Annotated in this window: 17 protein-coding genes; 14 read left to right on the top strand and 3 right to left on the bottom strand. The window is 44.5% G+C overall.

Translation table 11 applies throughout. The features are described from left to right. Positions 1 to 60 precede the first annotated feature (60 nt). The 5 genes from NLBNIHML_RS05405 to NLBNIHML_RS05385 all read left to right on the top strand — a co-directional run bounded on the left by NLBNIHML_RS05405 (position 61) and on the right by NLBNIHML_RS05385 (position 6,170). Positions 61 to 657, top strand: coding sequence for a cupin domain-containing protein (locus tag NLBNIHML_RS05405; protein WP_342570470.1), 597 nt, complete (start codon positions 61 to 63; stop codon positions 655 to 657). A 213-nt stretch (positions 658 to 870) separates the two neighbouring features. Further along, positions 871 to 1,551, top strand: coding sequence for a hypothetical protein (locus NLBNIHML_RS05400; RefSeq protein WP_342570469.1), 681 nt, complete (start codon positions 871 to 873; stop codon positions 1,549 to 1,551). A 548-nt stretch (positions 1,552 to 2,099) separates the two neighbouring features. Continuing rightward, the gene (locus NLBNIHML_RS05395; RefSeq protein WP_339234858.1) at positions 2,100 to 3,689 is read left to right on the top strand and encodes a methyl-accepting chemotaxis protein; all 1,590 of its coding nucleotides are present in this window, start codon (positions 2,100 to 2,102) and stop codon (positions 3,687 to 3,689) included. 25 nt (positions 3,690 to 3,714) lie between these two features. Beyond that, positions 3,715 to 4,140, top strand: coding sequence for a chemotaxis protein CheW (locus NLBNIHML_RS05390; RefSeq protein WP_339234855.1), 426 nt, complete (start codon positions 3,715 to 3,717; stop codon positions 4,138 to 4,140). Between the two features lie 14 nt (positions 4,141 to 4,154). Further along, positions 4,155 to 6,170, top strand: coding sequence for a chemotaxis protein CheW (locus NLBNIHML_RS05385; protein WP_339255981.1), 2,016 nt, complete (start codon positions 4,155 to 4,157; stop codon positions 6,168 to 6,170). 96 nt (positions 6,171 to 6,266) lie between these two features. On the opposite strand, the gene NLBNIHML_RS05380 is transcribed toward NLBNIHML_RS05385, so the two are convergent. Then, the gene (locus NLBNIHML_RS05380; RefSeq protein ID WP_253438181.1) at positions 6,267 to 7,151 is read right to left on the bottom strand and encodes a LysR family transcriptional regulator; all 885 of its coding nucleotides are present in this window, start codon (positions 7,149 to 7,151) and stop codon (positions 6,267 to 6,269) included. A 112-nt stretch (positions 7,152 to 7,263) separates the two neighbouring features. Here NLBNIHML_RS05380 and zwf point away from each other — a divergent pair, with 112 nt between their 5' ends. The 4 genes from zwf to NLBNIHML_RS05360 all read left to right on the top strand — a co-directional run bounded on the left by zwf (position 7,264) and on the right by NLBNIHML_RS05360 (position 12,322). Further along, positions 7,264 to 8,787 carry a glucose-6-phosphate dehydrogenase gene (gene zwf / locus NLBNIHML_RS05375; RefSeq protein ID WP_494353959.1) on the top strand — a complete coding sequence of 508 codons (1,524 nt, stop codon included), beginning with the start codon at positions 7,264 to 7,266 and terminating at the stop codon, positions 8,785 to 8,787. Between the two features lie 36 nt (positions 8,788 to 8,823). Beyond that, on the top strand, positions 8,824 to 9,489 hold the full coding sequence (fsa, locus tag NLBNIHML_RS05370) for a fructose-6-phosphate aldolase (protein WP_091020607.1): 666 nt from the start codon (positions 8,824 to 8,826) through the stop codon (positions 9,487 to 9,489). Between the two features lie 68 nt (positions 9,490 to 9,557). Next, the gene (gene gnd / locus NLBNIHML_RS05365; RefSeq protein WP_494353958.1) at positions 9,558 to 10,976 is read left to right on the top strand and encodes an NADP-dependent phosphogluconate dehydrogenase; all 1,419 of its coding nucleotides are present in this window, start codon (positions 9,558 to 9,560) and stop codon (positions 10,974 to 10,976) included. A gap of 245 nt (positions 10,977 to 11,221) precedes the next feature. Then, a complete protein-coding gene (locus NLBNIHML_RS05360) occupies positions 11,222 to 12,322 on the top strand; it encodes a metallophosphoesterase (protein WP_494353957.1) in 1,101 nt (366 codons plus the stop codon). Between the two features lie 232 nt (positions 12,323 to 12,554). On the opposite strand, the gene NLBNIHML_RS05355 is transcribed toward NLBNIHML_RS05360, so the two are convergent. Then, entirely contained in the window at positions 12,555 to 13,577 is a 1,023-nt protein-coding gene (locus tag NLBNIHML_RS05355; protein ID WP_494353956.1) for a hypothetical protein, read from the bottom strand. Between the two features lie 261 nt (positions 13,578 to 13,838). Between NLBNIHML_RS05355 and licT the strand changes: the two genes are divergently transcribed. The 4 genes from licT to NLBNIHML_RS05335 all read left to right on the top strand — a co-directional run bounded on the left by licT (position 13,839) and on the right by NLBNIHML_RS05335 (position 18,995). After that, positions 13,839 to 14,681, top strand: a complete 843-nt coding sequence (gene licT, locus NLBNIHML_RS05350) for a BglG family transcription antiterminator LicT (protein WP_339255973.1) — start codon at positions 13,839 to 13,841, stop codon at positions 14,679 to 14,681. Positions 14,682 to 14,827: 146 nt separating this feature from the next. Further along, complete coding sequence (locus NLBNIHML_RS05345; RefSeq protein WP_494353955.1) at positions 14,828 to 16,747, top strand: beta-glucoside-specific PTS transporter subunit IIABC; 1,920 nt, start codon at positions 14,828 to 14,830, stop codon at positions 16,745 to 16,747. A 49-nt stretch (positions 16,748 to 16,796) separates the two neighbouring features. Further along, entirely contained in the window at positions 16,797 to 18,260 is a 1,464-nt protein-coding gene (locus NLBNIHML_RS05340; protein WP_494353954.1) for a glycoside hydrolase family 1 protein, read from the top strand. 168 nt (positions 18,261 to 18,428) lie between these two features. Next, positions 18,429 to 18,995, top strand: coding sequence for a 5' nucleotidase, NT5C type (locus NLBNIHML_RS05335; protein WP_339234829.1), 567 nt, complete (start codon positions 18,429 to 18,431; stop codon positions 18,993 to 18,995). A 13-nt stretch (positions 18,996 to 19,008) separates the two neighbouring features. Here NLBNIHML_RS05335 and NLBNIHML_RS05330 read toward each other — a convergent pair whose 3' ends face one another. Further along, on the bottom strand, positions 19,009 to 19,893 hold the full coding sequence (locus NLBNIHML_RS05330) for a helix-turn-helix transcriptional regulator (protein ID WP_339234826.1): 885 nt from the start codon (positions 19,891 to 19,893) through the stop codon (positions 19,009 to 19,011). Between the two features lie 101 nt (positions 19,894 to 19,994). Here NLBNIHML_RS05330 and NLBNIHML_RS05325 point away from each other — a divergent pair, with 101 nt between their 5' ends. After that, a complete protein-coding gene (locus tag NLBNIHML_RS05325) occupies positions 19,995 to 22,748 on the top strand; it encodes a family 78 glycoside hydrolase catalytic domain (protein ID WP_494353953.1) in 2,754 nt (917 codons plus the stop codon). Positions 22,749 to 22,766: the final 18 nt, after the last annotated feature.

The raw sequence follows: 22,766 nt of genomic DNA, 5'->3' as shown, positions 1-22,766 counted from the left end.
CCTAATCTCCGGCATACAGTACAACAATGAGATGTATGCTCAAGGAGGAGAAATGATCGTATGATGAATCCGATTTTGCAAGCCCCAAATGCTCCACTAGCTGCCGATTCCAATGCGGTTGTCAATTATCAGAGGGATTCACGCAACTATGTAACCCAGTTGTTTGGAGAACAGCTGCCGACCATTGCCAATGGTTTCTTCAACGTGTACTTAAGCAAAGGAATTATTGTACAGCCACACTGGCACACCAATGTCACGGAGATGGTTGTAGTTATCAGCGGTGAAATTACAGCGTCAGTCTTCAATCCGTTTACGCGTGAACGATTGACATATCGCCTGAAACCAGGTCAAGTTGTGGTATTTCCGAAAGGTTGGTTTCACTGGTTTGTCGCTGAGACAGATGATGTATATGTATTAACGATCTTTGATCAACCAACCCCTGATATTGTGTTTGGAGCGGATTTCTTGGCAGCTACACCACCGGAGGTGGCTCACCGCGCGTACTGCTTGGATGAAGAGGCGTATGCCAGAGCCGTTGCGTCCATTAAAAATGATGCCATTCTGGGCCCTCCAATAGGATGTGATACGGAGGTTTCTGATCAATCGACTTCACCTTCCAAGACGCCAGTGTCACCATCCGATAAGCAGAAGTCTTAATTCAAAATTCCTTATTTATCATTATATAAGTACAGAGCCTGTAACTGGGGAATAACAGTTGCAGGCTTTTTGATGTGCCGATGTAATCATTATCGTATGAAGTCCATGGAGGGGGTAGCATTATATTAGAAAAAAATTCAAAATACCTGAGTCAGTGCCTTGCGTTCTCTGTTAGTATAGTATGAATATCCAATGAAAACGGAGGACTCCTTAATGAACATGTCAGAGATGGAAACACTTGAAACTGCAATGAGTTATGCACCTATTTTGATGTTTGACAGAGCAGAGCCCTTTTATCCTGATTTTGTTGGTATTTCTGTGTTGCTTCAATCCGGGCCTTCACCATCGTTCAGAAGGGAAATTGCGTTTCCAAGCGAGGTCGTTCAATACGTGATTGAATATGCAATTTGGTGGGATTATGAGATTGGACATCTGTACGAAATGGAGCATGTATGGATATATGTGGGTCATAACGGAGAGGTAGTAGACTGTGAAGCGAGTTTTCATGGTAAGGTTCTGCGCGGATTATTGAAGGAACGGGTTAATATGGTTGGGCATCATGTATGTCTGTACTCGCAGCCCGGCAAACATGCTTTCTCACCGCTTCCGGTTGTATTTGAGTTATTGCCTAACCTGTATAGTGCAGCGGGTTCAGATGCTGGATGTGATGGGCTGCTTGTGAATGAGTTGTTTCAAGGTTATTTTGAAACGAATGAACAGATCGATGCTCAGGTGGAGCGTTATCTAAAGACCAAAGCGTTCGTTCCTACCATGGAGTTTGAAGAATATATATTAAGACCGGAGATGTTCATGACGTGGGATAACCTGTTTGGTATTATTCCGCATAGGATTAAAGACCGCTTAGTGGAACTGGAACAATTATATAACACATGAAAATTAGTTTTAAATGGGTTATATGTTAAATTAAAGTATCTTTTTTTTGCTTCAAACCAAACTTTGTTGACTCGGGTTTGGTTTTTTTTGTGGGAAATTGGACTCATTATATGTGAGTATTTAATAGACTTAAGTCTTGTAATTTGGAATTGGAATGTTTTGATACATATATTTTTTTACAAGAAATATGAATGTGTTAGACGTAAGAACTATATAGTTTCTTATGTAAATTTAAGAATACCATATTACATGAAAATTTGTATGTAGATGTATATGCAAGTTGATGCTAATTGTTTTGTTATGCGTAGATATGTAATTTTGAAAAACAATTATATAGGTAAAAAGTATATAACTCATAAAAAAGTAGATTCTTTATATCTGAAATAAAAATTCATAATAACGCAAATTCATATAAATAAAAATCTTCTATTCAGTTTTATTATATTTATGTCGAAATAAATCGTAAGTTGTCTGGAGCGCGACCAAGAGAAGGGTTTGCCAAGCGTTATATACATAACTGGACACTACGATGCCTAGGAGGAGATTACATGAAGTGGTTTGGAAACTTGAAAACAGCAACAAAGATTATCTCGGCATTTTTAATTGTGTCGATAATCCTCGCGTCACTTGGCGTCTACTCGGTAGTAACATTGAGAAGTACGAATGAACGAATGCAAGAGATGTATAACAATAATCTGATCTCGGTTAGAGAACTGTCCTCAGCTCAGGTTGATTATCAGAGATTGCGAGTTAACGTGCGAGATTTGAATTTTGAAACTGTAGCAGCAGAACAGACCAGAGTTACGGAAAATATGGCTACAATTCGTCAATCCATGGAGGAGCGAATTGCTACGTATCGTCCTCTTGCTACTACCCCGGAAGAAACGGAATTGCTTCGTAAGTTAGATACCCAGTATGACAGTTATATGAAACTATTTGATCAAGGCGTCACTATGGCGTTATCTAATGATGATGCAGCTTTCATTACATTCCTCAAATCAACATTGAAACCTCCGGGTGATGAGGTGGTAAAAACACTCTCTGATTTGGTAAACCTTAATGTAACCCTGGCAGAGCAGGCAAACACGAAGTCTGAAGAAGCCTATACAACTTCTTTTGCAGTAACCATTATTCTTGTGATTCTGTCTGTACTCTTCAGTATCCTCATTGGTTACATGATCTCTCGCTCGATTTCAAAACCACTCATGTCCATGTTGGTTCTGGCTAAGGAAGTCGCCGGGGGAAATCTGGCACTTAAGTCAGACATCTCTAGTAAAGATGAAGTGGGTCAACTGGCAGCAGCCCTGAATCGTATGGTCGACAACCTGAAAGAGTTAATCAACAATATTGTGTTGAACTCCCAAAGTGTTGCTGCCTCTTCGGAACAGATCTCAGCCAGCACACAGGAAATAGCAAGTACCAGCACAAGCCAATCCAGCGAGGCAGGAAACATCTCGGAATTGTTCAAGGAGCTCTCACTTGCCATTAACTCTGTGGCTGCTAGTGCGGAAGAAGCTGCTGAATTGTCCAATGATACTGTGAAGACTGCCCGTGAAGGTGGGCTTGTTGTACAGACTTCTCTGGAAGGCATGCAAGCTGTTAATACGAAAATGACCAAGCTTGAAGATGATTCCCGTAAGATTGGCGACATCATTGAAGTGATTGACGATATTGCTGAGCAGACCAACCTGCTTGCGCTGAATGCAGCAATTGAAGCGGCACGTGCGGGAGAACAAGGACGAGGATTCGCCGTAGTAGCAGATGAAGTCCGGAAGCTTGCAGAACGAAGCGGCGAGGCGACGAAAGAAATTACAGCCATTATCAAAGCGATGCAGGAAAATACGAGACAGAGTGTGCAGGCAGTAGCGGCCAGTGTTGAGCAGTCTTCCATGACTGGACAGGCATTTGATCAGATCATTGATATGGTCAATAACTCCTCCCAGAAAGTAAACGAAATTGCAGCTGCATGTGAGGAAGAGGCGGCGCAAGCGGCAGAAGTAATGAGTTCTGTTGAAGCCATCTCGGCTTCCAGTGAAGAATCCGCGGCTGCATCAGAAGAGACTGCGGCAACCTGTCAGTCTTTGGCACAACTGGCGGAAGAGCTGGCGAAATCTGCGGCTGCCTTCAAAACCCATTAAAACAAATTGAATTGAGGGTGAATCGATGTCTTCACTTCAGAAAGAACAATATATTGAGCTGTCTGTAGGTTCAGAGACTTGCGCCATTCGAATCGAAGAGATTCACGAGATTATTAAAATGCTAAGCATTACGGATATCCCATTTAGCCGTCCGGAGATTAAAGGGGTAGTTAATCTGCGGGGCAAGGTTGTATGTGTGATGAGTCTGCGCAACCTGCTGGGTATGACGGATGAACCGGATACCAGAACAACACGAATTATCGTAGTTCGGTATCAGGATGAATATATTGGCCTGATTGTGGATCGAGTGAACAAGGTAACCACATATTCGGAAATACATCCACCAACCGGGGGTTACGGTCGTAACCGTGAAGACTTTTTCCATGGCGTGGGTCAACAGGAAGACAAGCTTGTGGGCATTTTGAAACTGGACGAAATATTGGGCGGTTAGGGAGGTATATACGAATGATGGATTTGTCTGCCTACCGTGACATCTTTATCGAAGAACTGAATGATCAACTGGAACGGATGGATCAGTCTTTGCTGGCGTTGGAGCTTTCGCCTTCTGTTGAACTGGTTCAAACGCTGTTCCGGGCAGCGCATACCATCAAGGGATCGGCATCGACAATGGATTTTCGTGAATTAAGCGACCTCACTCATGAGGTGGAGTATGCCCTTGAATGGGTTCGGGAGAAAAAACCGGAGATGACTTCCGAGTTAATTGATACGTTATTCCGCTCTTTAGACGCCATGAAGGTGCTTCGTGATCAGTATATCCGTGGAGAAGCCTATGCAGACTTTCGAGCGGTCGTACGAGAAATTAAGGATCTAATTCAAACCCCGGCAGTAGTTGGGAAACTTGCAGCACCTCAATTGCAACCAGCGGAGGCAAATGTTGCACAGGTTGCTGTTGAGTCAGGAAAGCACCTGTTATCCATTCACATTGTGCTTGAGCATAAGTGTATGATGAAGGCGGCCAGATATCATATTTTGCGCCAACGCATTGAAGACATATGTGGGACGGTTGTTACAACTTCTCTCATGGAGATCCAGCCGGGCGCGCAGAATGAAGATGATCATTACAGTCAGTTCATCATCATCACGGCAACTTCGAAGGACTCTCAGCAGCTTGAGACAGAATTGTCTACAGACTCGGATATTCATACGCTGGAGATTCATCCATATATGCTGGAATCCAATGACGTTGCAGCGGCTTCTGCACAACCTGAATTAATGAATGAACCAGAGCAGACAAAACCAAGCTTGCCTACCGTGGCTACATCTGGCCCGGAAGAGAAAGCGAAAGCTGCTCAACCTACAGTTCGTGTGAGTGTTGAACGTCTGGATCATTTGATGAATTTGGTCGGTGAACTGTTAATTGATCAGACATCCCTTGCAGATCTGAGTGCGTCGGGTGCGCGTAAGGAGTCTTCTTCACTGATTCAGAGTATTAGTGGTGTATCCGATCATATGGGCAGCGTTATCAAGGAGCTCCAAGACGGTGTGATGAAGACCCGGATGTTACCCATTGATCAACTGTTCAGTCGCTTCCCGAGGTTGGTTCGGGACCTTTCGCAGAAGCTGGGTAAAGATCTGGAATTGGTTATTCAAGGTGGAGAGACTGAGCTTGACCGGATGATTATTGAAGAATTGAGTGACCCACTGATCCATCTCATTCGCAATAGTGCAGATCATGGTATTGAAAGCGCAGAGGTTCGTGGAGAGTCGGGCAAGCCGTCCAAGGGACGTATTACCTTAACATCATTCCATGAAGAGAATCATGTTGTCATCCGGTATTCGGATGATGGCAAAGGTATTGATGGGGATAAGATCAAGGCTTCCGCCTTGAGCAAAGGCATTATTAGTGAGGAACAGGCTGCACGCCTATCAACACAGGAGGCTGTACATCTCATATTTGAGCCCGGTTTCTCCACAGCTTCTTCTGTAAGTGAAGTATCAGGTCGCGGCGTTGGAATGGACATTGTGCGCAGCCAGATCGGGCGACTGAACGGCATCATTGATATTGATACGGAGGTTGGTGTGGGTACTACGTTTACAATTCGTCTACCGCTCACTTTGGCGATTATTAAAGGTCTGTTAGTCAAAGTATCGGGGCGTGTTCTGATCGTGCCGATGTACAACGTGTCCGAGATTGTTCGGATTTCACCTGAAGATATTCAGATGATCCAGGGGCAACAGGCGATCCTGAACCATGGACGCATTGTACCCTTTCACCGCCTGTGTGATAAATTGAACTATCCACGAACGGAACGCAAATCCAAAACCATTCCTCTGGTGATTGTGCGCTCTGTCGATAAAATTGCAGCTTACGCAGTAGATGAGATCATAGGAAATCAGGAAGTCGTTATTAAGACACTTGGTACGTATCTGGGCGCGATGAACCATCTTTCTGGCGCAACGATCCTTGGAAATGGTAAGGTTGCCCTTATATTGGACGCGTCCTATCTGGTCAGTCACTAATCGTTAGATAAACTAAACATTATGCAGGCCAAAGAGCCTCATCATCCATAACGGGATGGTGGGGCTCTTCGTTGTGCTTTTTGACATGGTAACTAATCAGGACTGGAAAATAAGATCCATAAAGCGGTTGGCAGCCAAAGAAATCGGCATATTGCGCTTGGTCATAATCCCCACATGGGAAGGGGGGAGTGGAACATCAAGCTGAATCTCGAAGAGGGAGCCTTCCTCCAGCTCTTTAGAGATGAATTCTCGTGTCACATAGGAAATACCCAGTCCTCGACGCGCAAACTCAATCAACAGATCAACGCTACCGACCTCAATCTCAGGCTTCAACGTGTAATTATAGCTGTTAAACAACTCGGTTATAGCCATACGAACCCGGCTGTTCCGGGAGAAGAGGATCAGTTGATGCTCTAGGAGCATCTCAAGTGTCATGACTTTACCCTTCAGCTGAGCATAGCGTTCTCCGGCTACAAAACAGTCTTTCAACTGAATGCTTTCTCTGACTTCGAGCTGCGGATCAACAATGGGCATCCGAACAACACCGAGATCGATCTTGCCTTCTTTTAGAAAAGTGATGACTTCCGGCGTGGTTCCATGACTCAGATGTAGCTTGATGTTAGGATACAGGGTGTGGAATTCCTCCAGATACGCCAGCATGTAATGCTTGAACAGGGAGTCGCTGCCACCAATCCGGAGTTCACCATTGTCCAGATTCTTCAGTGCGGCCATTTTTTCTTCCGCAAGCGAGATCAGAATCTGGGATTGTTCAATATAGGAGTACAGACTGGCACCTTCCTGTGTCAAGGCTACACCCTTGGAGTTCCGATAAAACAGGGTAAGACCAAAGCTCTCTTCCAATTGCTTAATGGCATGACTGACGCTGGGTTGAGTGATATACAGTGCTTTCGCAGCCTGTGTCAAACTTCCCGTTTTGGCCGCCCAATAAAAGACTTTATATAGTTCATAATTTGTTGTCATAGATGTTGTCTATAGCTCCTGTGAAATATATTAATTACTTGTATGGCTATAAAACGTATTATAGTGTAACTACAACAAAGAAACCAGAGTTACTTGGAAGGAGAACGGTGAGATGGAACCAACTACCATTGTTTTATTTGGTGCTACTGGCGATTTAGCCAAAAGAAAAATATATCCTGCCTTATATAACTTATATCTTGAGCAGAAGCTTCCTGAAACCTTCTCATTGATTGGTCTGGGGCGTAGAGAGTGGTCTGATGAATTCTTTCAGGCACAAGTGGAAAAATCATTAAATGAATTTTCCAGACGCCAGGCTGATCCTGAAGTTGTGAAGTCATTTGTGAAAGCTTTTCGCTACAGTGTATTGAATATAAGCCATAAGGAAGATTATATAAAGCTGTTGGGATTAGTTGAACAAAGAGAAGCTGAACTTGGCATTCCGTCCAATCGCTTGTTTTATCTCTCGGTTGGTCCGGAATTCTTCGAACCGATTGCCGAGAACATTCAACAAAGTGGGCTGGGTTCCACAGAGGGCTGGAAGCGTCTCGTCATTGAGAAACCATTTGGTCACGATCTGCCGTCGGCCCGAGACCTCAATCGCAAATTAAGCGAATCGTTCACGGAGGAAGAGATTTATCGGATTGACCACTATTTGGGCAAACCGATGGTACAGCGCCTGGAGACGTTACATCAGAGTAACCCAATCATGAAGGCGTTATGGAACAACCGTTACATCTCCAATGTGCAAATTACGGCTAATGAGACTGTAGGTGTCGAAGAACGTGCATCCTATTATGATCATGTAGGTGCAGTGCGAGACATGTTCCAGAATCATATGCTGCAATTGCTTATGATGATGGCGATTCAGCTTCCATACAACAGTTCTTCCGAAAAAGTTGGATTGAAGAAAAAGCACATCATGGAATCGATCCAGCCGCTACAAAAGCAAACCGTGGGCGCAAGCATCATTCGTGGGCAGTATTCAGAAGGCAACATTCAAGGCCAACCAGTCAATGCTTATGCTGCTGAACCGGGTGTAGCGGAGAATACGATGAATGACACATTCATTGCTGCCAAATTGCAAATCGATGATTTCTTCTGGCGCGGTGTTCCGTTTTACATTCGTACGGGTAAAAGAATGAAGGAGAAATCAACACGTATTGTGATTGAATTCAAAGAACCTTCAGGACAGACGAATGTGCTGAAAAACAAAGGCTCCAAGCCAAACCTGCTCGTCATTGAGATGAGTCCAGATCAGAGCATGACATTGCAACTGAATGCAAGTGATCCAGAGAATAAAGGTGAATTCAAACCGGTTCATATCGATCTTTCTCCGGATAAAGGTGACCTTGCGGAAGCTTACGAGAATCTGATTCGTGATGCTTTGCTGGGAGATCCAACTTTCTTTGCCCACTGGGATGAAGTAGAATTGTCATGGGCATGGGTGCAACCCATTCTGGATGCATTCCAGGAAAATCTGCTGCCACTTCACCTGTATCCTGCAGGAAGCTATGGACCAGCTGAATCAGATGCTATGCTTGAAGAAGATGGTCACCACTGGTGGTTTGATGAGCCGGCGGATCAGGAGTCTGTAGTTACAAATAGCATGCCCTTGGCGGTTAATGCGAATCTCTAAACCATAATAAAAAATATATCTGGAGGTAATTAAATCATGAAATTTTTTATCGATACAGCTAACGTGGAAGACATCCAAAAAGCATACAAAATCGGTGTATTGTCTGGTGTAACAACGAACCCATCTTTGGTAGCCAAAGAAGGCGTGAAATTCGAAGATCGTATTGAAGAAATCTTGCGTTTGGTACCTGAAGTGGAGTCCGTATCTGCGGAAGTGACACCAGATGCCCTTACTGCTGAAGATATGATTGCACAAGCAAACGAATTGATCAAAATTAACAACAGCGACAAAAATATTACGATCAAATTGCCAATGACACTTGCAGGACTTGAAGCTTGCCGTTACTTGACCAAAAAAGGCGTGAAAACCAACGTAACGTTGATCTTCACTGTGAACCAGGCGCTTCTGGCTGCTCGTGCTGGTGCGACATATGTATCTCCATTCCTGGGACGTCTTGATGATATCTCTGAGGATGGCGTACAATTGGTTACCAAAATTGCTGAATTGTTCCGTACACATAACCTGGATGCACAGATTATTGCGGCTTCCGTAAGACATCCGGATCATGTTACACGTGTAGCAATGGCGGGAGCACATATCGCGACTGTTCCATTCTCCGTTATTGAACAAATCTCCAAACACCCACTTACAGATCAAGGTATGGACAAATTTGCAGCGGACTGGAAAAAAACAGTACAATAATCACTGAACATTTATTCGTTTCAACTTACAATAGAATTATATAAATCATGGAGCATTGGGAGGACATAATGAGTAAACAACAGATCGGTGTTATTGGATTGGCGGTAATGGGTAAAAACCTGGCTTTGAATATTGAAAGTAAAGGGTTCTCGGTATCGGTATTTAACCGTTCCCCAGAGAAAACCCATGATCTTCTGAAAGAAGCAGAAGGTAAAAACCTGACAGGTGCGTTCACTATTGAAGAATTCGTGGAATCTCTGGAGTCTCCGCGTAAAATTTTGATTATGGTACAAGCAGGTAAAGCAACAGATGCAACGATTGAACAACTGCTTCCTCATCTGGATCAAGGCGACATTATTATTGATGGAGGTAATGCTTACTTCCCTGATACACAACGTCGCAGTAAAGAGCTGGAAGAAAAAGGTTTCCGCTTCATCGGAGCAGGTGTATCCGGTGGTGAAGAAGGCGCACTGAAAGGCCCGGCAATCATGCCAGGCGGTCAGGAAAGTGCTTATCAATTGATAGAACCGATCCTTACAGCAATCTCCGCCAAAGTGGGCGATGATGCTTGTAGCACATATATCGGACCAGATGGTGCCGGACACTATGTAAAAATGGTGCATAATGGTATCGAGTACGGAGATATGCAGTTGATTGGTGAAGCGTACCACTTGCTCAAATCCGTATTGAACGTTTCCGTTGAAGAATTGCATGAAATCTTCACAGAGTGGAATCAAGGGGAGCTGGACAGCTACCTGATCGAAATCACGGCAGACATCTTCTCCAAATACGATCCAGAAACCGGCAAACCGATGGTTGACGTTATTCTTGACGCTGCTGGACAAAAAGGAACTGGTAAATGGACGAGCCAAAGCGCGCTGGATCTCGGCGTCCCATTGTCCATGATTACAGAATCCGTATTCTCCCGTTTCCTGTCTGCGATGAAAGACGAGCGTGTAGCAGCAAGCAAAATCCTCAGTGGACCAGCAACTGAAGCATTCTCTGGCGATAAAAAAGCGTTCATCGAGAACGTTCGTAAAGCATTGTTTGCAAGTAAAATCGTATCCTATGCACAAGGATTTGCACAAATGCGTGCAGCTTCCGACGAGTATGGCTGGGATCTGAAATACGGCAACATTGCCATGATCTTCCGTGGCGGATGTATCATCCGTTCACAATTCCTGCAAAACATCAAAGAAGCATACGACAAAGATGCAGCTCTGAAAAACCTGCTGCTTGATCCATATTTCCAAAACATCGTTGAGTCTTATCAAGGTGCATGGCGTGAAGTTATAGCAGCTGCTGTAAAACAAGGTATTCCGGTACCAGGCTTCTCCAGCGCTCTTTCTTACTACGACAGCTACCGTACAGAGCGTTTGCCAGCAAACTTGCTGCAAGCACAACGTGACTACTTCGGTGCTCACACGTTCAAACGTGTGGACAAAGAAGGTTCATTCCACTTCCAATGGATGGACACCAACGAGTAATATTCGTTTCAAACATATAGCATTCTTGCAGTCGGTCATGAATTCAACTTCATGGCACCTGCAAGGGTGCTTTTTCACGTTAATGGTTCGAATTTGAATATCATCAAATTGTAATAAAATGTACGAATCTGGGTTGGGCAAACAGATGATCTGGCCCTTCAACTACGTTATACTTGTTCAGACGGAACTATATCCGTGATTAAAAATTCAGCATACAACTTATTGACGTGGAGGTTAGACCGGGCATGTTTGTATTAGCGGGTATATTGTTTTTGGTCGTATATGGATTATTAGTGTTCTACATAGGCTGGAGCGGTTGGAGTTGGATGAAACCAGTAGTGTCCGCCAGATTTCGATGGTTTTATATTATAGCGCTTGTATTCCTTGCTGTTTCCTTCATTTTGGCACGTGTGTTTGGAAGTATTTCGTTTCTCAGTATTATCGGTTCTTACTGGCTGGCGATCTTTTCGTTGTTATTGCTGATCCTGCCCGTCGTTCATCTTACGATGTGGTTGCTGAGATTAACCCGTATTCCTAGACATCACACACAGAAATGGGCGGGTGTCGTTACACTGGTGCTGTTAGTGTCCACAATGGGTTATGGAATTTTCAATGCTTACAGCCCGGTAGTGAGAACGTATAATATCCAGATTGATAAAAAAGTAGAAGGTGTGGACAAGCTTAACATTGTCATGGCTGCCGATATGCACTTTGGATTACTGTCTGGCCCTGCACATGCCAAACGCATGGTGGAGGAGATTAATGCGCTGAAGCCGGACCTGGTGCTATACCCGGGAGATATTATTGATGACAATCTGGATATGTATCTGAATAGCGGAATTGCTGATATTATCAGTGGAATTCAGGCTCGATATGGTGTCTATGCTTCTCTCGGGAATCACGACAAGTTTGATGGTCCAATTGAAGAGTTGATCGCTGCGCTGGAGAAGAGCAATATGCAAGTTTTGTACGATGACAAGATTGTCCTGGACGACAAGATCACCCTCATTGGACGGAAAGACCGGACAGAGAAGGATCGTGCAGAAGTAGCCGCATTAATGCAAGATACGGACTTGAGACAACCGGTACTTATGATGGATCACCAGCCGTATGATCTGGATATTGCGGAACAGAACAATGTAGATCTGGTGGTATCCGGTCATACTCACCGCGGTCAGATTGCACCTGCTCAGTTCATCACACAGGCTATTTATGAGAATGATTGGGGTTATCTGCAAAAAGGTTCCATGCACTCCATCGTAACCTCGGGATTTGGATTCTGGGGGCCTCCAATTCGTACAAGCAGTCGTTCGGAGATTGTGCAGATTCATGTGACGTTCCAGTAATGATGAAGGCCCGTTGAGAAAAGGGATAGCTTATAAACACGTCAACCGTAGATTGATGATACCGGCTCCGCTTTATGATGACAAGCTCAGATCACTGTCATGATAAAGCGGAGTATTTCATATGCGAAATTAGATGGGCGCGCGCTGATTATTTAAGGCGTTTTTACTAGTATAAGACGGCTTGATCTCTCGGAAATCGGAGTTTAAGCCGCCTGTTTTTTATTATGTAAATTTAGTTTCTTACCCCGTTGTCAGGAAGGGCTTCAAACGAATAAAATGCGCCTTTTGTATTGATTTTACCGATAAGCGTTGTGGCTCCTTTTTTCGTGAAGGTGTATTCGTTGTTTTGGATACGAACGGAATAACCGTTTAGCTTAATACCAAATATAGATCTGACTGTAGGTGCAGCGAGGGATAGTGCTTTGTTTTTGCTGAGCTTGGGCTTGGCGAAAGACTTTTTGAAATCAGTATCATTTTTCCAGTTAATACCTAGTTCGTTAGTGACTTTCCATACTTTTCCGGTCTTGCTGCCGATATGTACATAATTTAGATTGTCGTCATCCCGATACTGCCATAACATATCTTTTCCTTCTACGGTAAATAAGGTGTAATCAAAAGCTTTTACTGAGGGAATTCCAAGTGTTTTGAGTGAATTTCGTGCTATGTTTGTCATCCAGGCATAGGAATCATCGATTTTATATTGCAGAATTGCCGACATTTGATTACCTTTGTCCACATCGATGTAAAGTTGTTGACTTGGTCCAAAGATGACCCAGTAGTTCTGGAGTAAATGTCCATGTTCTGGATCATTGGCTTTGAAACGCCAGAAACCACTCTTAATGAAGATATCTTCATCTTCAAATGTTTTTAGGAAGGCATCAAGCTTCAGGAGCAGCGCATTATCCATGACTTTATCCAGATCAGCGTTATCATACATGATATGGGTGGACGCGACACGATTAGCATCGGGATCGTATGTTTGTGTGAAATAGGCGAACCCGGTTTCATCAATAGTTCCGTTGATGACCCACGGATCAAATGATGAATCTATTGTGGTGAATTGAATGTTCTGTTTTCCCACGAGTTTAACTAGTTCTTCACTTGAAAGTTTTTTTGTCTCCGAATCTAGGTGCTCAGCAGACTCTTGACTCTCTATCAATGAGAGGTTATTGGAATTTGCGGCCAAGGTGAGTGGGGCAGACAACAATAGTGACATGGTGGCGACAAATGCGGTCAATGAAACGATTTTTTTCAAAATGAATCCTCCTGTTAAGTTTAGGTCATATTATTAAATGTCAGTACGCACATATCTTTCAATGTACCATAAAAGTAAAATGTTGCCTAACCATATAAACGCAAACATCGGTTTTCTGTTGACACCGTTTTCAGCTTATGATAAATTAGATCCGAGGCTTGTTACCGGTAATGCGGGCAAAACCACTATGGAAATGATTTTATTATTTCTGTTTTGGTTTTGCCCTTTTTTATTCCTCAAAAAAAACCAGGTGGGTCCAGAATGATTATTAAACAGATATTTAATAACAATATTGTCAGTACCGTGGATGACAAAAATCAGGAACTACTGATCCTCGGCCGGGGTATCGGATTCAAGTTCAAAGCAGGCGATGAGATTGATGAAGAGCGGATTGAGAAGGTATTCCGTCTTCAGGATACATCGATCTATGAGAAATTTAAATCCATCGTAGCTGAAGTGCCGATTGAGATTTTGCAGGCAACAGATGATATTGTGACACTGGCACGAACACAATTGAATAAAACCATCAGTGACGGGATCTATGTCTCGCTGTCGGATCACATTCACTTTGCTGTTCAACGCTTGGAAAAAGGAATGATCACTCGTAATCCACTTTCTTGGGAAGTTCAGCACTTCTATAAGGCGGAGTATGATGTGGCCAGAGAAGCATTGACTTTGCTGAAGGAAAGATTGGATATTGAGTTCCCCAAAGATGAGATCTGTAATATTGCACTACATTTCATCAATGCGGAAGTGAATGATTCCATGAATGATGTCACTCATCTAATGCAGCTGCTGCAAGAGATTATGAATATCATCAAATATCACTTCAATATCGAATTGGATGAAGATAGCGTCAATTATTTCCGCTTCATCACCCATTTGAAGTATTTCTGTCAGCGTGTCATTACCCATTCTTCACATGATGATGCTGAGGAGTATCTGTATGAAGTGGTTCGGAAAAACTATCCGGAGACATTCAAATGTATTGGCAAGATCGAGACGTTTATCCATAAGAACTATCAGTATGACATGACACACTCGGAGCAGTTATATCTCACGCTCCATCTGGAACGTCTGATGAAAACCAAGCGGGACGTATAATGTTCACGCGATCGTATGAAATTACAACTGGATATCCCATGGGCTTGTTACTGTTCAATCAGGCAATACCCGAATGAGATGGCGCCACATTTTTGCGCTATATTCATTCGGGTATTTTTTATTGGAAAAATGAGGAGGAAAACATCATGAAACATCAAGAAGCGGCGCAGGAAATCATCAAAGCCGTTGGGGGAACTAAAAATATCAATTCAGTGTATCACTGTGTTACACGTTTGCGTTTTGATCTGAAAGACAACGACAAAGTCGATAACGGTTCACTCAATAAACTGGATAAAGTCATGGGTACGAATATTTCTGGTGATCAATTTCAGGTCATTATCGGTAATGATGTGTCGAAAGTATTCGACGCCATGGTGAAGGAACATCCTGCAATCCAGCAAAGTACGGAAAATAAAGAGCCTAAGTCGGATAAAAAACAAAATGTCGTGCTGAAAATTTTTGAAACGATCGCAGGTGTCTTTGCCCCGATGCTTCCAGCGATTACAGCGGCAGGTATGCTCAAAGGGTTACTGGCACTATTCGTGTCCATAGGTTGGATGTCCGCTGGAACAGATACGTACCGTATTCTCTCAGCCATTGGTGACGGCGTATTCCACTACCTGCCCTTACTGATTGCAGTCAGCGCTGCTCGCAAATTCGGCAGTAATCCGTTTGTTGCCATTGCACTAGGTACGGCATTAATGTACCCAGACATGACAGCATTGCTATCTAGCGGTGAATCGGTTGGATTCTTGGGAATTCCGGTTACGGCTGTAAGTTATGCTTCATCGGTTATTCCAATCTTACTCGCTGTATGGTTGATGTCCTATGTTGAGAAATGGGTTGACCGTGTTATTCCTGCTGCACTCAAGCTATTGCTTGTGCCTTTGATTACCTTGCTTGTGATGGTTCCGGTGACACTGATTGCAATCGGTCCATTGGGTACATTTGTAGGTAGCGGATTGTCTGGCGGCATCAACTGGCTGCTGAATGAAGGCGGATTGATTGCAGGTATCGTACTGGGCGGCGCAATGGCGCTCATTATTATGACAGGAATGCACTATGCACTTGTGCCGATCATCTTGAGTAATATCGCTACACTGGGCTTCGATAAATTCTTGCCATTGACCTTTATCTCCAATATGGGTCAGGCTGGTGCAACTCTTGGTGTATTCTTCCGGGCAAAAGATAAAAAACTCAAAACCGTGGCATTATCAACGAGCTTCACGGCACTCATGGGTGTAACGGAGCCGGCGATGTATGGGGTTAACATGAAGTATAAAAAACCATTTGCCGCAGCGATGATTGGTAGCGCAGTTGGTGGCGGCTTCGCCCTTGCTTTTGGCGCCAAAGCATACGTACTTGCAGGTAACGGTGGTCTCCCAGGACTTCCTTCTCTGATCGGTCAAACGTTCTGGTATTCCTTTGGCGGTATGATTCTTGCATTTGTTGTAGGTACGATTATGTCTACGATATTCGGTATTAAGGAAGAAGAAGGAGACGCTGAGGCATTGGCTCAATTCTCACCAGGCGCTTCTTCTGCGGCAGCGAAAGTAGCTTCAAGTGATGCTGCCAGCGTGAACGTGGACGATATGGGCGCTCCGTCACCAACGAGTGATGCGGTAGCCGTAGCTCCGATGACAGGTAAAGCGATCCCGCTCAAAGAAGTCAATGATCCAACATTCGGTGATGAATTGATGGGTAAAGGTGTGGCATTTGTTCCTACGGTGGGCGAATTGCTATCTCCAGTGACGGGTACGATCATGAATGTGTTCAAAACGAAACATGCGATCGTTGTCCGCAGTGATAACGGAATGGAATTGCTGATTCATGTCGGAATCAACACGGTGAAGCTGCGTGGACAGTACTTCGATGCACATGTGGCTACAGGAGCACGTGTACAAGCCGGAGACAAGTTACTCACATTTGAACTGGCCGAGATTGCCAAAGAATACGACATTACAACGGCTATGGTTGTTACCAATACGGCAGATTACAAGCAGGTTCTACCGGTGAAATTGGGCGATATCACGATGGGTGAAGACGTCTTGAAAGCTGAAATCTAAACCGTCTTAGGACTAATAGACAAATTCAAAAAAAGAAGGAGAGATACGGATGATTCATCGACAAGGGTTTCCGGAAGGATTTCTGTGGGGCGGCGCTATTGCCGCCAATCAGGCTGAAGGTGGATTCGACGCTGGCGGCAAAGGATGGTCGACGGCCGACATGGTTCCTTATTTTGAGAAAAAGGATTACACCAACCTTAGAGAACTGATGCATGTTACGAGTGCAACGGTTGAGAAAGCAATGGCACATCGCAGTGCGGAAGGTTATCCGAAGCGTTATGGGATTGATTTCTACCACCGTTTCAAAGAGGATATTGCGCTGTTCGCTGAGCTGGGCTTCAAAACATTTCGTCTGTCCATCAACTGGCCGCGCATTTTCCCGAATGGTTATGATGCCGAGCCAAATGAAGAGGGACTGCGCTTCTATGACGATGTGTTCGATGAACTCCGTAAATACGATATCGAACCTCTCGTAACACTCTCGCACTATGAGATGCCGATGGCACTTGTACTGAAATATAACGGCTGGGCAGGCCGCGAAGTGATTGGACATTTTGTAAGATATGCAGAAACCGTGATGAATCGGTATAAGGACAAGGTAAAATACTGGTTGACGTTTAATGAGATTAACACGACCATTATTGAACCGTTCACAGGCGGAGGTATTATTGAAGACCGGGTGGAGAACACGATGCAGGCTTCCTATCAGGCACTTCATCATCAATTTGTAGCCAGCAGCCTGGTAACGGAAAAAGCACGTCAGATTAACCCGAACTTCCAGATCGGATGTATGCTTGCACGCATGATTCACTACCCGGCGACATCGAAGCCAGAGGATGTGCTGCAAGCACAGATCGATAACCAGCTGAACCTGCTGCATACGGATGTACAAGTTCGTGGTAGTTACCCAACATTCATGGCTCGGTACTGGGCAGAGAACGGGATTACCATTGCCATGGAACCGGGGGATGAGCAGATCCTGCGTGAGCACACAGTTGACTTCATCTCATTCAGTTATTACACATCCTTGGTGTCCGCAGTAAATCCAGAAGAATATGGAGTGACTGGAGGCAACCTGTACAGCACGATTAAGAACCCTAATCTGGAGCGTACGGAGTGGGGCTGGCAGCTTGATCCGATTGGTCTGCGTGTAGCATTGAAAGAGTTGTATGATCGTTACCAATTGCCATTATTTGTGGTGGAGAATGGACTTGGCGCGAAAGATACCGTTGAAGCAGATGGTTCCATTAACGATGATTACCGGATTGATTATCTGAGAAAACACATTACACAAATGAAAGAAGCCATTATGGATGGTGTGGACCTCATGGGCTATACCAACTGGGGAGCGATTGATATCATCAGCGCATCCACTTCGGAAATGTCCAAGCGTTATGGCGTGATCTACGTGGATCAGGACGACAACGGACAAGGCACATTGAATCGGTATAAGAAAAAGAGCTTTGGTTGGTACCAAAAGGTCATTGCCTCCAATGGCGAAAACTTGGAATAAATTAATCTAAAAAGGCACCCCAGGCATAGCTAGTGTTACGCCATCGGGGTGCCTTTTTAATATCATCTCGCAGGATTTTCATCCACGCTAATGGCACTTCAAGGTAAAAGGGATGACTTCATAACATACTGGATGGTATACTGTGATCGTATTGGGGGAGGGATAACCATGAAGAAGCCTATTATTGCTGTAGATATGGATGACACGATATGTCATCTGGTCAAGCGGGCTATATATCACAACAACCTTAACTTCCCGACCCATCCGTTGCGGTATGAGGATATGATTCATTGGGATACGTCCCATTTGCGTCATCCAGAGAGCACGCACGATGTATTTTATGGTCGGCCGGGTCTGTTCGAGGAATTGGAATTATACGACGAATATGTTGTAGATGAGATGCGCAAGCTGAACGATGCCTATGATGTCATTGTCGTGACAGCAGCAGAGCCAAAAACAGTGGTTGAGAAGTGGAACTGGCTTCAGCAGCACATGCCTTTTATAACCGCTGAACAGTTTATTACATGCAAACGAAAAAACTTGCTCGGATTCGATCTGCTCATTGATGATGGAGCACATAATCTGATTCCCGCGCATGAGGATGGCAAAAAGGTTATCTGTATCCCGCATCCGTGGAATATACAGGAGCGTGAGCGATACAACTTTCCGTTGATGTCTTCATGGAAAGAAGCCAAGGCATACATAGATGAAATGTTACAGGTTGTTGGTGTCTAAAAGGTAGTTAATCTTATCGTCCAGAGTGAAGTGCTCTGGATTTTTTGCGATAGGCGAGAGGTGTTTCGCCTGTTATTTTTTTGAATGCGGCATAGAATGAATCCATATCCCGATATCCGACCAGCTCGGCAATCAGGCTGACTTTGTGCTGTGAATTCTTTAGAATTTCGCAGCTTTTTTGTATGCGTAGATGTTGCAGGTGGCCGCTAAAGGACTGTCCGGTATGCCGCAGAAACATTCGCCCAATCTGCTTTTCGCTCCAGCCTGATATGCGTACCAGATCAGACATCCGAATACGATTGCTTACGTGTTCCTTGATATAGTGAAGGATGTAATCAAAGCCAGTGGAATGATTCTCTTCATCCTGATCCTTTTGATACAGTTGTCTGTAGGTCATCAATACCAACTGGCTTACCAAGGTGTATAACATGGTAGACGAGCCGATTCCAGGAACGGAGGATTCACGATACAGCTTCACCATTAGTTCTTCCATCTGATCGTTGCGATCCACAATGGATATATAAGGAACCTGATTTTGTGCCAAGTCCATCAGATGTTGAATGATTTCTTTCTCCTGAATGATGGCTGTCAGCGTGTTGATCAACTCAGCATTAAACAGACAATTATAGATAATTAGCGGATGCTCGGTCACGTTTGTACTCGCAGGACGAAAGACATGAGGAACGCCAACAGGAATGACAAACAGCATGCCTTTCTTCACGGGAATGACATCTTCACCGATATGATGAAAGCCCTTTCCTTCAGCAACATAGCTATACTCAATAAAATCATGTGCGTGAAAAGGGAGCATAAAATCTTCAGAGCAACGATTGACAAAAAGTTGCAGATGATTATGCAGAAAGTATTCGCTTTTCATAAGTTGTACAGATGAATCCACAGGCAACCTCCTCGCATAGATGGCTGAATCACCGGATGAAATAGTCCGGATCACCGGGTATTTACGACAGCAGGATCGATATAATTATATCGTAACCCCGAATGGGAAGCCAAGATGGAAAGGACGATCTGCTAATGTTCAACGTTAGTCACCTTCGCTGTGAATATAGAGTCAACCCGATAGGCCTCGATGTAAAATCACCGAGATTAAGTTGGCAGTTGCAGTCTGATCGGCGGAACTGTATGCAATCCGCTTACCAGGTACAACTCTCCCTAACGAAAGATTTTGAAGGGATTACATGGGATTCTGGCGAGATAAGCAGTGATCAATCCATACATGTGGAACTAAACCATTTTCAGCCTTCTCCGCAAACACGATACTATTACCGGGTTCGGGCATGGGATGATACAGGAAGTGATTCGGGTTGGTCCGAAACGGCTTATTTCGAGATGGGACTTATGGATCGTCATAACAAGTGGCAAGCAGAATGGATCACAGCTCAAGCATCAGATGATGGAGATACGTCATGCCCGCGTATGCGCAAGCAGTTTAATGTGAAACAACCTGTTACGTCTGCCAGAATATATGTCACAGCACTTGGATTATACGAGTTGTACATCAACAACTCAAGAGTAGGAGAAGATTATTTTACACCTGGCTGGACTTCTTATCGTAAGCGATTACAATATCAAACCTATGATGTTACCCACTTGCTTCAAAATGGACAGAATATATTGGGTGCATATCTTGGAGATGGCTGGTATCGGGGATATCTTGGCTGGAACAAAGAACGGGAGATATTTGGTTCAACGTCCGCATTGCTGCTGGAACTGCATATGAAATACGCAGATGGATCAGAGGAATGTATTGTATCCAATGGTGAGTGGACGACTGCTCCAAGTGCCATTCGCATGTCGGACATCTATATGGGGGAGACGTATGATGCGCGATTGGAGTCTGATTGGTCGGATACATCTGAAGTGAATTGGTCACCTGTGAACATATTGGAACATCCCAAGGATATCATCGTTGCGCAGGAGAATGTACCCGTTACCCAAGTCGAACAAATACAGCCAATCGCCTTCTTAACAACTCCACAGGGAGATCGTGTAATAGACATGGGGCAGAATATGGTGGGATGGGTGAGATTTAGCATTCAAGGTGAGGTCGGTCAGACGGTTGAGCTGCACCATGCTGAGATATTGGATCATGAGGGCAACTTCTACACCGATAATCTTCGAGCTGCCAAGCAGTGTATTCGCTATACATCCAAGGGGGATGAAGTAGAAACATTTGAACCGCATTTTACGTTCCAGGGGTTCCGATATGTGAAGCTGGTTGGCTTTTCTGAACACATTCATCTCGATAATTTCACTGGCATAGTGCTGCACTCAAATATGGAGCAAACAGGTCAGTTCTTGTGCTCCAGTCCCCTGGTGAACCAACTGCATCACAATATATTGTGGGGGCAAAAGGGGAATTTCCTTGATGTGCCGACAGACTGCCCACAGAGGGATGAACGGCTCGGGTGGACCGGTGATGCACAGATGTTTGTCCGCACGTCCTCCTACCTCATGAATACGGCGCCTTTCTTCACCAAGTGGTTGCGGGATCTGGAAGCGGATCAGGGAGAAGATGGAGGTATTCCATTCTTCGTTCCGGATCTGAGAAGTTCCACGTCGGAAGGATGGGGAGACACCAGTCATTCCTCCGCCGCTTGGGGTGATGCAGCAGTCATCTGTCCTTGGACCATCTATGAGATGTATGGGGATGCCAGATTACTGGCTGAACAATATGAGAGTATGAAGCGGTGGATCGAGTACATTCATGGGCAGGGCGATAACCCATATCTGTGGAACACAGGATTCCACTTTGGCGATTGGCTGGGACTGGATTCCAAGCCGGATAGTTATGTTGGCGCAACGGACACGGACTATGTAGCAACTGCATTCTATGCCTATTCGGTTTCGTTAACTCAAAAAGCGGCAGAGGTACTTGGTAAGACAGATGATGCTGAATATTATAGAACGTTGCATACCAACATTGTTCTTGCGTTTAACAAAGAATTCGTCACTCCAGCCGGCAAAATTGCTGTTCCAACGCAAACAGCGCATGTTCTCGCGCTGCAATTTGACCTGCTGGACGCGACTGCACGAACTCGCGCTGTCGATCAATTGGCAAAACTCGTGAAAGAGGCGGGCAATCATCTTACTACAGGCTTTGTGGGTACACCTTATCTGAATCCGGTACTGAGTGATGCAGGTCTTCACGATCTGGCTTATACATTACTTTTTCAAGAGGATTATCCGTCCTGGTTATATCAGGTGACTCAAGGCGCAACGACAGTCTGGGAACATTGGGATGGGATCAAAGAGGATGGCAGTCTCTGGAGTGCTGATATGAACTCATTTAACCACTATGCGTATGGTGCGATTGGGGAATGGTTGTATCGTTATGTTGCCGGAATCAAGTCCGATGAACATCAGCCAGGATTCCGAATGGTGCATATTGAGCCGCAACCCGGACCTGGACTGGATTGGGTGGAAGCGAGCTTGGAGACGATGTATGGTCAAGTTGCTTCAAGTTGGCATCGGCTGGCGGAGGGAGAAATGGAGATACGCGTGCACATTCCTGTCAATACGAGAGGTACGGTACGTCTTCCTGGAGCAGGTGCACAGATCGTTCTGGAGCAAGGGAAACCGTTGGATCAGGTAAATGAAGTTCAGGATATTCGAAGTATTGGAGACGATATTGAAGTTACACTTGGATCAGGAAGTTACCAATTCAAGTACAAGGACACGGATATGAAGAAGGACCGAGATGTTCAGGATGTTACATTGACAGAGTCCGTATAATAATAGAATAAACGGTAA

The organism is Paenibacillus sp. JNU01 (genome assembly GCF_059130585.1).
This window is presented reverse-complemented; position numbering and strand designations above follow the sequence as displayed.